Genomic DNA, 11,737 nt, shown 5'->3' with positions numbered 1-11,737 from the left:
TCGCCATCATCCTGATGTCGCTCTGATCGGCCTGCAAGGAGAGACATCATGGACGAACTCGAACTCAGTTTCCTCTTCCGCTGGCTCCACGTCATGTCGGGCGTCATGTGGATCGGTCTGCTCTGGTATTTCAACTTCGTGCAGATTCCGAACATGGCGAAGATTCCGGATGACCAGAAACCCGCAATCGGCAAGGTGATCGCGCCTTCCGCGCTGTTCTGGTTCCGCTGGGGGGCGATGGCGACGATCGTCACCGGCATCATCCTCGCCGGCATCAACGGCTACCTGATCGAGGCCATCGCGCTCGGCTTCCCCGACGGGGGCGGCAGCACGGCGATCGGTATCGGCATGTGGCTCGGCACGATCATGTTTTTCAACGTCTGGTTCGTCATCTGGCCAAACCAGAAGCGTGCGCTTGGCATTGTCGATGCGGATGCGGACACGAAGAAGAGATCGGCCCGGACGGCCATGCTCTTCTCGCGAACCAACACGATGCTGTCGATCCCCATGCTCTTCTGCATGGTCTCGGCGCAGAACCCCTGGTACCTCTAGACTGGCGTCCAAAGATGACCGAAGGGGCGGAGGGAAACCTCCGCCCTTCCGATTCAGGTGGCAATGAGTGCGGCGGCGACGGCCCGGCCCTCGCCCAGCAGCACATTGTACGTGCGGCAGGCAGCACCGGTATCCATGGCGTCGATCACGATGCCATGCGCCTTGAGCGCCTCGCGGATCGGCTGCGCGATCAAAGGCGGTTCGCCGGCACAGCCCAGAAGCAGAATGTCGAGGGACTGCGCCCCGGCAATGACGTCAGCGAAACTCCCGGGCGTGACGTCGGCCTTGTGTGTGACGGACCAAGGGATCACCCGGTCGGGGAAGACGATGACGGAACCTTCGTAGCGCCGGTCGGCGATGCGAAACCCGCCGTCGCCATAGGCTGAGATCGTCTTGCGGCCGGGGCTCAGCCCCTCGCTCATGCGTCCTCTTCGTCGTCGTCGACGTTGCGGACGGGCTTGACATAGAGCAGCAGGGGTGCGGCGACAAACAACGACGAATAGGTGCCGACCAGCACACCCCAGATCATGGCCAGGACAAACGGCGCGATCACCTCGCCGCCAAAGATGTAGAGCGCGCCGAGCGCCAGCAGGGTCGTCACGCTGGTCATGATCGTTCGCGCCAGGGTGTCCGAGAGCGACCGATCGGCGAGCTCCAGCATGGTCTCCTGCTTGTACTTGCGCAGGTTCTCGCGAATCCGGTCGTAGACGACGACCGTGTCGTTCATCGAGTAACCGACGATCGTCAGCAGCGCGGCCACCACGGGCAGGTCGAAGTCGATCTGAAACAGGACGAACATGCCAATCGTCAGGCCGACGTCATGGACAAGCGCCAGCACGGCGCCGATTCCGAACTGCCATTCGAAGCGGAACCAGATGTAGAGCATCATCAGAACGATCGCGACGAGGACGGCCTGGGTGCCGTTCCGGATCAGCTCGCCCGACACCTGTGGTCCGACAAACTCGATCCTGCGGTACTCGATCTCCGGAAACAACACGGCAAGCGCGTCCTGGATGGCATGCACCGCCACCTGCTGGACTTCTTCACCGCCATCGAGCAGCGGCAGGCGGATCAGGATATCGTTGGAAGCACCGAATTCCTGGAGCGAGATATCGCCAACCCCGAGGGCATTGAGTTCATCGCGCAGGTCTGCGAGATCGGGTGCTTCGGGGGTCTCGATCTCGATCAGCGTGCCACCCTTGAAGTCGATGCCGAAGTTGAGGCCGACCGAGACCAGCAGGACTGCGGAGGCCATGAAGAGAACCGTCGACAGCGCGACCGCAATCCTGTGGTAACGCATGAACGGGATGCGAAGGCCCGGCGGAACGAGGCGAAGCAGCTTCATGGCGACGGCCTCAGATCGGCAGGGTCTGCGGCCGCGCCCGGCGCAGCCAGAGGTACGAGAGCATGCGGGTCAGCATGATCGCGGTGAACATCGAGGTGACGATGCCGATCGCCAGCGTCGCACCGAAGCCTTTCACGGGACCCGAGCCCAGGAAGAAGAGCAGTGTGGCCGCCACGGCCGTCGTGATGTTGGCGTCCAGAATGGTCGTCATCGCACGCCTGAAGCCGGCCTCGACCGCATTGAGCGGAGTCCGGCCGTGGCCGACCTCCTCGCGGATGCGCTCGAAGATCAGCACGTTGGCGTCAACCGCCATGCCGACCGTCAGCACGATGCCGGCGATGCCCGGCAGGGTGAGCGTGGCCTGCAGAAGCGAGAGCGCCCCCATGATCAGCACCAGATTAGTGAAGAGCGCGATGTTCGCGAAGATGCCGAAACGGCCGTAGCAGATCACCATGAAGACGATCACGGCGACGAAGCCGATCGAGGCCGCGATCTTGCCCGCCTCGATCGAGTCGGCACCGAGCGTCGGGCCGACCGTGCGCTCTTCGACGACCGTCAAGGGCACGGGCAGCGCACCGGCGCGCAGGAGCAAAGCCAGTTCCTGGGTTTCCGTCGCCGTGAAAGCACCCTCGATGATGCCGTTGCCGCCGCAGATCGCACTGTTGATTCGCGGTGCGCTGATCACCTCGCCGTCGAGCAGGACGGCCAGAGGTCGCCCGACATTCTGCATCGTCGTGTCGCAGAAGCGGGCTGCGCCGACGCCGTCGAAGCTGAACGCCACCACCGGCCGCCCCTGCTGGAACGTGGCAGCGGCATCGGTCAGGCTGTCACCGCTGACGACCCAGGATTCCTCGACGACATAGTGCCCGGGCGGCTCGTTCAGGTAGGTCGGCACCAGCATCGATCCGATCGACACATTGCCTTCGAGCGCCGCTGCGAGGTTGGCTTCGCTGTCGACCAGATGGAACGTCAGCCTGGCGGTCTGCCCGAGCCGGGTGCGAAGGTCCTGGGTGTCCTCGATGCCGGGAACCTGGATCAGAATCCGGTCCGCCCCCTGACGCACGATGATCGGCTCCAGAACGCCGTTGGGGTCGATACGACCGCCGAGCACCTCGAGCGTCCGCTCGACGGCGTCGCTCAGTCCCTGGGTCAGCCCCTGCCCTGTCATGGTGGCGCGAATCCCGCCCTCGTCATTGATGACGATGTTGAAATCCTCGATAAGTTCGAAGAGCTCTTCGCGCGCCGCCTCGATGTCCTCCAGGCGGCGAAGCTGGAAGGTCAGAACCGGTCCCGCGTCGTCGCCGGCGACGAACTCTCCGCCCGAGATTTCAGCCGGCACGCCTTCGACACCGATACGGCGCGCCCCGATGCGCTCGTCGCGCAGAGCCTGACGTATCTCGATCTCGACCGTGTTGATTCGATCCTCGACATACGCCTCGGCATCGACCTGAACGACCAGATGCGCACCGCCCGAGAGATCAAGGCCCAGGCTGATCTGCTTGTGCGGCAGCCAGGTCGGCAGGCTCTCGGCGGTCTCGCGCGGCAGAACGTTGGGCAGGGCAAAGGCCAAACCCAACGCGCAGACGATCACCACCGTCCAGATTTTCCAGGGGGGAAACTGCAGCATGGGACGGGATCAGCCGTCCTTCTTTTCGTCGTCGGCCTGGTCGTTGGCGGCGCGCGGCTCGGGCTTGGTCACCAACTCGGAGATCATGGCGTGACGGCACTTCACCTTCACGTTCGGCGCAATCTCGACCAGAAGCACGCCGTCACCCTCGATGCGCGCCACGCGGCCCATGATGCCGCCGTTGGTGATCACCTGATCGCCACGCTTGATCGCCTTGAGCATGGCCTGATGCTCCTTGGCGCGCTTCGACTGCGGCCGGATCACCAGGAACCAGAACACGGCGAACATGCCGATCATCATGATCACAAATACAGGGTCGAAGCCCGACGCGGCGGCACCGGCGTCCTGTGCGTATGCCTCGGAAATCAGCATATTTGTCTCCAGCCTTTTGCGGAGGGTGGCGGACTATAGCCGCCCAAAGCCCCGATGCAAGAGGCGTCAGAACCACCAATTCCCTCTGGTTCCGGGATGAATTAGGGTCCACCGCCATGGACATTCAAGACCAGACCGCTCTGCTTGAGCGCATTGCCGCGGCGCTGGAGCGCCTTGCGCCGCCCGAAGTGCCCGACGATCCGCTGGACGAGGCCGATGCCTTCGTCTGGCATGCCGAAACCGGAACGCTCCAGGCCGTCTCCGAGGTGCAGCACATCCCGCTCGACCTCCTGATGGGCGTCGATCTGGTCAAGGACATTCTCAGTGGCAACACCACACGCTTCGCACGGGGGCTGCCGGCCAACAACGCCCTGCTCTGGGGTGCGCGCGGCATGGGGAAATCAAGCCTCGTGAAGGCCGTCCATGCCCACGTCAACACCAGGACGCCGGGCGCGCTCGCGCTGATCGAGATCCACCGCGAGGACATCGCCACCCTGCCCCGCCTGCTTGGCCGCCTGCGCCGCAGCGGTCGGCGCTGCGTGCTGTTGTGCGACGATCTGTCCTTCGAGACCGACGACGCGACCTTCAAGTCGCTCAAGGCCGTGCTGGAAGGCGGCATCGAAGGCCGGCCCGACAACGTCATGTTCTATGCCACGTCGAACCGTCGGCACCTGATGCCGCGCGACATGATGGAAAACGAGCGCTCAACCGCGATCAACCCGGCCGAGGTCGTGGAGGAAAGGGTCTCGCTGAGCGACCGGTTCGGGCTCTGGCTCGGCTTTCACGGCTGCGACCAGCCAACCTACCTCGCCATCGTCGACGGTTACGTCAACCATTTCGGACTCAGCATCGACCCCGAGGACCTGCGCGCCCAGGCGATCGAATGGCAGACCACCCGCGGCGCCCGATCGGGCCGCGTGGCCTGGCAGTTCATCCAGGACCTCGCCGGCCGGCTTGGCCAGCGATTGGGGTAGCACATTCCCCCCTAGCCTTTTGCGTCATGGCCCGACCTGATGGGACCATCCATGTCGGCAATCCGGCCTCTCCCGATGGACCGGCCGAAGCGCTCCGACATGGATCGCCCGGTCGAGCCGGGCGATGACGGGAAGAGAGGTCGAAGAATGCGGGCACTCAGTTGAGATACGGAATCGGATCGACCGCCTCGGTGCCCTGGCGCAGTTCGAAGTGGCTCTGCGGCTGGCTGAGGCCACCCGAAGCGCCGACGCTCGCGATCACATCGCCCCGCAGCACGGTCTGGCCCCGGCTGACGAGGTTCTGGGCGTTGTGGGCATAGGCCGTGACCCAGCCATCCGCGTGACGGATCAGCACCATGTTGCCATAGCCCCTGATTTCGTCACCGGCATAGGCGACGACCCCATCCTCTGCGGCATGGACCGGCGTGCCGGCGGGCGCTGCAATGTTGATACCGTCGTTGTGGAGACCGTCCGATTTCGCGCCATAGGACGAGAGCAGCACGCCGTCGACCGGCCACGTGAAGCGCAGCTCGCCGTCAGGAACCGGCTCTGCAATCGCCGCGGTGACGGGTTTCACTGTCTCGATGACCGTCGTCGGCTCGGGCTCTGCGGGTTCGGGATCAACCGATGCGACGACGACATTACCGTCCGGAACGCGCAACCGCTGGCCGGCATAGATGTCGTACGGCGCTTCAAGATCGTTGGCCTCGATCAGATCGCGCGGCGAGACCTCGAGCCGACGCGCGAGGCCGTAGAGCGTGTCGCCGGATTCGACCGTGACCATCAGAACATCACCCTGGGCCGTCGGCACGGTTTGCGTCACAGCCGGCTGCGGTTCCGGAGCGCTCTCTTCGGCGAGCAGGATCTGTTCGATGCGTGTGATCAGATCGCTCGTGGCACCGGGTTCGTCGCCGACGAACACGAGATTATCGGAAGACGACTCCGGCTTTGGCGGAGGCAGGGGCGGAATCCTGCGCACCGGCCTGGCCACCGGAGGGTCGGGAGGCAGGGGCGGAATCCTGCCCGCCGTCTCGATCTCGCGACCGAAGATGACCGGCGCCGGCGACTGGCTGCAGGCAACCGGCAGGCCAGCCAGTACAACCAGGACGCTAAGGCGCGCCGCCATCGACCAGCGGCACAAACCTGACATCCAGAAAGGCGTTACTCTCGTAGCCGTCATCCACCCGCCGTACGCAATAGAGCTTCTGTTCCCACGTATCCGCACCGACGGGAACGACCATGATGCCGCCCGGAACGAGTTGCTCGATCAGGGCCTCGGGCATCGCGCTCGCCGCAGCCGTCACGACGATCCTGTCGAAAGGTGCCTGCCGAGACCATCCTTTCGAACCGTCCCCCAGCATCGTCGTGATGTTGGAGAGCTTCAAGAGATCGAAGCGTGCCTGCGCCTGTTTCAGGAGGTCGGCGTGCCGTTCGATCGTGTAGACCCGGCGTGCCAGCCGCGCGAGGATCGCGGCCTGATAACCAGACCCCGTGCCCACCTCGAGCACCCGCATGCGTTCGCCAAGGGCGAGCTTCTGCGTCATCAGACCGACCACGACCGGCTGGCTGATGGTCTGGTTGCAGCCGATCGGCAGTGCGGTGTTGTCCCAGGCGCGCTCGGCCAGGTCGTCGCCCACGAAGACATTGCGCGGCACGGCCTCCAGCACGTTCAGGACCGCCATGTCAGTGACGCCCTGGCCGCGCAGCTCCATCAGGAGCCGGATCAGGCCCGGGTTTGCCGTCATCGGAATCGGTCAGCGAGCCTCTTGAGCGTCCGATCATGGGTCATATCGAGCGCGATCGGTGTCACTGCGATGCGGCCCTTGAGGACGGCGTCGAGATCGGTGCCGTCGGCCATGTGGCCCGCGTCCATACCCCAGCCACTGGTCCAGAAGTAGTCGCAGCCGAACGGGTCCGTCCTTCGTTCCGGCCTCAGGTCGGCGAAGTTGTGCTCGCCCTGACGGACAACCGAGACCCCCTCCACATCGCCCGGCGGGACCGGCGGGAAGTTGACGTTCATCAGAACGCCCCTGGGCCAGCCGGCATCAAGCAGGCGCTGTACGATATCGGCGCCGTGCAAGCGCGGCGTGTCCCAGTGCATCGGCTCGTCGCGGCGATACTCCAGACTCAGCGCGATCGACGGCACGCCCAGGAGCGTGCCCTCCATGGCTGCGGCAATCGTGCCCGAATAGGTCACGTCATCGGCCATGTTGCCGCCCCTGTTGACACCCGAGAGCACGAGATCGGCCCCCGTCTCGACCATGACATGGCGTACGCCCATCATCACGCAGTCGGCCGGTGTGCCGTCGACGCTGTAGCGGTCGTCGCAGAGGGAGCGCAGGCGCAACGGATTGCGCAGCGTGATCGCATGCCCCTTCGCGCTCTGCTCGGTCGCAGGCGCCACGACAACGACATCGTCGGAAAGCTCGCGCGCCACGGTTTCCAGGCAGGCAAGGCCGCTGGCATCGATACCGTCGTCGTTGGTGACCAGGATGCGCATCGGATCAGCCCACCGCTTCGATGCGTTCGAGACCGTTCATCAAGGGCCTCAGAACCTCGGGAACGGTGACCGAGCCATCCTCATGCTGACAGTTCTCCAGAACGGCGATCAGGGCGCGCCCGACGGCGACACCCGAGCCGTTGAGCGTGTGCACGAAGCGAGCCTTCTTTTCGCCCTTGGGTCGATAACGCGCCCGCATCCTTCGGGCCTGGAAGTCACCGCAGTTCGAGCAGCTCGAAATCTCGCGATAGGCACCCTGTCCGGGGAGCCAGACCTCCAGGTCATAGGTGCGCCGCGCCGAGAAACCGATATCGCCGGTCGCCAACACCATGACGCGATAGGCCAGTCCCAGGCGCTGAAGGATCGTCTCGGCACAACGGGTCATGCGCTCGTGTTCGTCCTCGGATTGCTCGGGCGTCGTGATCGAAACCAGCTCGACCTTCCAGAACTGGTGTTGACGGATCATGCCTTTGGTGTCGCGCCCGGCGGCGCCCGCCTCGGAGCGGAAGCACGGCGTGAAGGCCGTCAACCGCATGGGCAAGCGCTCTTCGTCGGTGATGCGTTCGCGGACCATGTTGGTCAACGTCATCTCGGCAGTCGGGATCAGATAGCGCCCGTCGGTAGTCTGAAACAGGTCTTCGGCAAACTTCGGCAGATTTCCTGTGCCATAAGCGACTTCGGGACGAACCAGAAGTGGTGACGAGACCTCGGTGTAGCCGAACTCCTGAGTGTGGATATCGAGCATGTAGAGCGCGAGCGCCTTCTCGAGCCGCGCCAGGGCACCCGTGAGCAGGACGAACCGGGCACCCGACAGGTCGGCTGCCCTGTCGAAGTCCATCATGCCCAGACCCGTACCGATCGCGTCGTGGTCACGCGCGTCAAAGGCGAACTGCGGTGGCTCACCCCAGCGCCGGATCTCGACGTTGCCGGCATCGTCGGCACCCTCCGGTACCTGATCGTCGACCAGGTTGGGGATCCCGGCGAGCACATCTTCGAGCATCTTCGCATCGACCCGTTCGGTCTCTTCCAGCGTGGCGATCTCGTCCTTGATGCGCCCCACTTCGGCGATCGCATCATCGGCGTCTTCACCCCTGGACTTTGCCTGGCCGATCTGCCTGGAGAGTTCGTTGCGCCGATGCTGCAGCTCCTGCATCGAGGTCCTGGCGGCGCGCACGGAGCGATCGAAATCGAGGATGCGCGACGACAGCGCCTCGAGACCTCGCTTTGCGCAAGCCTGATCGAAGGCGTCGGGGTTTTCGCGAATCCAAACGATGTCGTGCATCAATCCTCTCCTGCGGCACGATCGGTTCCGCTGCTGCGTTGCGAAGTGGACACATGGCGGCTCTCAGGGCGGCCTGTATAGGGCCGGTCTCCGAAGCGGTCCACATATCGCAGCGACTATCTGGTGGGATTGAAGTCAGTTTCCTCGAAACGGGTGAGATCGTCGGCTTCCTGCACGGGCTCGGCCGTCTCGACAGCCTCCTCTTCCTCCGCCGCCTCAGCGCGCTTCCTTTCGGTGATTCGGGCACACCATATAGAGACCTCGTAGAGCACGATCAGCGGAAGAGCGAGACCCAGCTGGCTGAAGGGATCGGGTGGCGTGATGATCGCCGCCAGCACGAAGACGGCCACAATGGCGTACTTCCGCTTCTCACGCAGACCGTCGGCCGTGACCATGCCGGTCCGCGCCATAAGTGTCATCATGAGCGGCAACTGGAAGCTGACTCCGAAGGCGAAAAGGAGCTTGAGAAGGAGCGAGAAGTACTCGCTGACCCGCACCTCCATCACGATCGGCAACTCACCGAGGCCACCGCCCTGCTGGAACCCGAGGAAGAACTTCAGGGCGACCGGGAAGAAGGCGTAGTAGACCATCGCCGCGCCGAGAAGAAACAGGAACGGGAACACCAGCATGAAGGGCAGGACGACCTTCTTTTCCTTGCGGTAGAGCCCTGGCGCGACAAACGACCAGATCTGATAGGCCAGGAACGGCAACGAGAGGCAGAGTGACACGAAGAAACCGACCTTTACGTAGGTCAGGAAGGCTTCCTGGGGACTGGTGAAGATGAACCTCGGAGGAAACTCCGAATTCTCGCTGCGGTCGATTGTGGTGCCCTCGGTCGCGACGTTGTCGTCGGTCCCGACCGTCGTTTCGGGTGTGTCCTCGGTGAACAACAGCGAGAGGTCGTTCATCGTGCGTTCGAGCCAGCCCTCTTCCCCGTCGTCTGCCTCGACCGGGGCCAGGCCATAAGCGTCGTAGAGCGGCAGGGCGAGGAAGTTGAAGATCGCCGGCGCAAGGTAGAAGCACGGCAGAAAGGCAATCAGGATGACCGCCGCGCTGCGTACGAGCCTGCGGCGCAGCTCGATCAGGTGTTCGAGCAGCGGCAGCCTGGTATCGTCGATATCCGTGATCACGAAGCGGTGCCCGCCTGAACCTTCGGTGCCGATGACGTCGGCTTCTCGGCAGCCGCAACCGCCTTGGGTTTCCCGGGCGTCGTCGGATCGGCGTTGTCGGCCGTTGTCACCGGCGTGCCCTTGACTACCTGGTCCACCTCTTTGAGGTTCTCGCGAACGTCCTTGTCGGCTTCTTTCAGGCTGTTCTTCAGCGCGCCCTTCGGATCGATCGCGTTGGTCACTGCCTTCTTCGCCTTCATCGGCGTCTCGACCGCCTTCCTGATGTCGTCGACGTCGGCTTCCCTGGCGTAGTCGTCGAGCGCCTTCTGGAACTCGCGCGCCATCTTGCGTGCCTTGCCCATCCATATCCCGAAGGTCCGAAGCACCTTCGGAAGGTCCTTCGGCCCAACGACGATCAGAATGATGCCGCCGACAATCGCAAGTTCGGACCAGCCGAGATCAAGCATCGTGGAACGCCCTCAGGTCCGGACAATCAGGTCCGTTTGACGGTCTGTTCCTTGGTCGTGCTGCTTTCGGCCTCGCCGGCCTTGGCTTCGATCGTCTGGGGAGCCTCCTCGACCGTCCCGGTCTTGGCGGTCTCCTCTTCCTTGATGCCCGACTTGAATTCCCTGATGCCCCTGGCGAGATCGCCGGCAAGCTTCGGAATGCGGCCACGGCCAAAGAGCAACAGCACGATCACCAGCACGATCAGCCAGTGCCAAATGCTAAGAGCACCCATCTGCGAACCTCTTCTTGTTCTGGTTCCCCGGACCGGTAGGACCAGTCCTTCCCTGTCAGCAGGAACATATAATGGTCTTGTTGTGCGCCCGCCAGCGCTAAACATTGCACGTTTGCGTGGTCCTTACCTGTCTCATAGCACCGAATTCGAGCGTTTTCTTGACGTCAAGGCTCAGAATTCCCGAGTTCTGTTCCCCTGGCGGCAGGGAAACACGAAGACCGCATCATCCTCGAAACGGATGCGGACATCCGCACCGGTCGCGGGTGCAGCCTGGCCCGTGATGCGGGCGCGCAGCTCGTTGCCGTCGTCGAGTCGGAGAGTCACCAGACTGCTGTAGCCGAGCAGGTGCTGGTTGACCACACGTGCGCCGCGGCCCTCGGCACCGGAGTCGCTGCAGAGATGCAGACCTTCGGGCCGAACCAGAACGTCGACCTGTTCGCCCTCGTCGATCCCCTGCGCCGCGACCTCGCCGATCGGCGAGGCGGCGCGTCCGGCGTGCACGATCCCGTGCAGCCAGTTCACCTCGCCGAGGAACTTCGCGACGAACGCGGATGCGGGGCGGCGGTAGACCTCTGATGGCCGCCCGGCCTGAACGAGCTGGCCGCCCTGGAGAACCGCGATCCGGTCGCCCATGTACATCGCCTCTTCGGCGTCATGGGTCACAACCATGGCCGCGGCGCCGACCTCGCGCAGGATGCGCAGCGTCTGGTCGCGCACCTCCTCACGCAGGCGCACATCAAGCCCGGAAAAGGGTTCGTCGAGCAGCAGAACGCTGGGCTGGGGTGCCAGCGCACGGGCCAGCGCGACCCGCTGCTGCTCACCGCCCGACAGCATATGCGGGTACTTGTCGCCGTAACCCGCCAGGCCGACCTGCCCCAACAGCCGTTCGACCCGGACGCACCGTTCAGCCGATGACTGCGAACGCAATCCGAAGGCGACGTTGTCGGCCACGGTCATATGCGGGAAGAGCGCAAAGTCCTGGAACACCAACCCGACACCACGCGCCTCGGGCGGCACCTCGCGGCCGTAGCCTGCAACCGGAACGCCGTCGATGCGGATTTCGCCCGTCTGCAGGCGCTCAAGGCCCGCTGCCAGGCGCAGCGCCGTGGTCTTGCCGCAGCCCGACGGTCCCACGAGGCAAATGATCTCACCGTCGCCGATTTCGAGATCTACGCCTTTGAGCGCTTCGACGCCATCGTAAGCGTGGCTTACTTCGTGGAAGGACAGTCCGGCCATG

14 protein-coding genes are annotated in these 11,737 nt (G+C 64.1%); 2 read left to right on the top strand and 12 right to left on the bottom strand.

Annotated features, from left to right (window positions below):
• Positions 1-48: 48 nt before the first annotated feature.
• On the top strand, positions 49-552 hold the full coding sequence (locus GDA49_05495) for a urate hydroxylase PuuD (protein MBC6439859.1): 504 nt from the start codon (positions 49-51) through the stop codon (positions 550-552).
• Positions 553-605: 53 nt separating this feature from the next.
• Here the strand turns inward: GDA49_05495 and GDA49_05490 are convergent, their stop codons facing one another.
• From GDA49_05490 to yajC, 4 genes are read right to left on the bottom strand one after another with little or no spacing between them, the layout of a single operon-like run.
• A complete protein-coding gene (locus tag GDA49_05490; GenBank protein ID MBC6439858.1) occupies positions 606-974 on the bottom strand; it encodes an Mth938-like domain-containing protein in 369 nt (122 codons plus the stop codon).
• Positions 971-1,897, bottom strand: coding sequence for a protein translocase subunit SecF (gene secF / locus GDA49_05485; protein ID MBC6439857.1), 927 nt, complete (start codon positions 1,895-1,897; stop codon positions 971-973). Before secF ends, GDA49_05490 begins: the two co-directional genes overlap by 4 nt.
• A 10-nt stretch (positions 1,898-1,907) precedes the next feature.
• A complete protein-coding gene (gene secD, locus GDA49_05480) occupies positions 1,908-3,524 on the bottom strand; it encodes a protein translocase subunit SecD (GenBank protein MBC6439856.1) in 1,617 nt (538 codons plus the stop codon).
• 9 nt (positions 3,525-3,533) lie between these two features.
• A complete protein-coding gene (yajC, locus tag GDA49_05475; protein MBC6439855.1) occupies positions 3,534-3,896 on the bottom strand; it encodes a preprotein translocase subunit YajC in 363 nt (120 codons plus the stop codon).
• Between the two features lie 116 nt (positions 3,897-4,012).
• Here yajC and GDA49_05470 point away from each other — a divergent pair, with 116 nt between their 5' ends.
• Positions 4,013-4,870, top strand: a complete 858-nt coding sequence (locus GDA49_05470; GenBank protein MBC6439854.1) for an ATP-binding protein — start codon at positions 4,013-4,015, stop codon at positions 4,868-4,870.
• Positions 4,871-5,027: 157 nt separating this feature from the next.
• On the opposite strand, the gene GDA49_05465 is transcribed toward GDA49_05470, so the two are convergent.
• The 8 genes from GDA49_05465 to GDA49_05430 all read right to left on the bottom strand — a co-directional run bounded on the left by GDA49_05465 (position 5,028) and on the right by GDA49_05430 (position 11,736).
• On the bottom strand, positions 5,028-5,585 hold the full coding sequence (locus GDA49_05465) for a M23 family metallopeptidase (GenBank protein MBC6439853.1): 558 nt from the start codon (positions 5,583-5,585) through the stop codon (positions 5,028-5,030).
• 394 nt (positions 5,586-5,979) lie between these two features.
• Positions 5,980-6,615: a protein-L-isoaspartate(D-aspartate) O-methyltransferase gene (locus GDA49_05460; GenBank protein ID MBC6439852.1), complete on the bottom strand. Its 636-nt coding sequence runs from the start codon at positions 6,613-6,615 to the stop codon at positions 5,980-5,982.
• The gene (gene surE, locus GDA49_05455) at positions 6,612-7,370 is read right to left on the bottom strand and encodes a 5'/3'-nucleotidase SurE (protein MBC6439851.1); all 759 of its coding nucleotides are present in this window, start codon (positions 7,368-7,370) and stop codon (positions 6,612-6,614) included. The genes GDA49_05460 and surE overlap by 4 nt, the downstream gene beginning before the upstream one ends.
• Positions 7,371-7,374: 4 nt before the next feature.
• The gene (gene serS, locus GDA49_05450) at positions 7,375-8,652 is read right to left on the bottom strand and encodes a serine--tRNA ligase (protein ID MBC6439850.1); all 1,278 of its coding nucleotides are present in this window, start codon (positions 8,650-8,652) and stop codon (positions 7,375-7,377) included.
• Between the two features lie 116 nt (positions 8,653-8,768).
• Entirely contained in the window at positions 8,769-9,782 is a 1,014-nt protein-coding gene (gene tatC, locus GDA49_05445; GenBank protein ID MBC6439849.1) for a twin-arginine translocase subunit TatC, read from the bottom strand.
• The gene (gene tatB, locus GDA49_05440) at positions 9,779-10,228 is read right to left on the bottom strand and encodes a twin-arginine translocase subunit TatB (GenBank protein ID MBC6439848.1); all 450 of its coding nucleotides are present in this window, start codon (positions 10,226-10,228) and stop codon (positions 9,779-9,781) included. Before tatB ends, tatC begins: the two co-directional genes overlap by 4 nt.
• A 26-nt stretch (positions 10,229-10,254) precedes the next feature.
• Positions 10,255-10,500 carry a twin-arginine translocase TatA/TatE family subunit gene (locus GDA49_05435; protein ID MBC6439847.1) on the bottom strand — a complete coding sequence of 82 codons (246 nt, stop codon included), beginning with the start codon at positions 10,498-10,500 and terminating at the stop codon, positions 10,255-10,257.
• 171 nt (positions 10,501-10,671) lie between these two features.
• Positions 10,672-11,736 carry an ABC transporter ATP-binding protein gene (locus GDA49_05430; protein ID MBC6439846.1) on the bottom strand — a complete coding sequence of 355 codons (1,065 nt, stop codon included), beginning with the start codon at positions 11,734-11,736 and terminating at the stop codon, positions 10,672-10,674.
• Position 11,737: the final 1 nt, after the last annotated feature.

It is taken from the genome of Rhodospirillales bacterium (genome assembly GCA_014323865.1).
GTDB lineage: Bacteria > Pseudomonadota > Alphaproteobacteria > SP197 > SP197 > SP197.
Note: the sequence above shows the minus strand (reverse complement) of the source record. Positions and strands in the feature narration are given on the sequence as shown.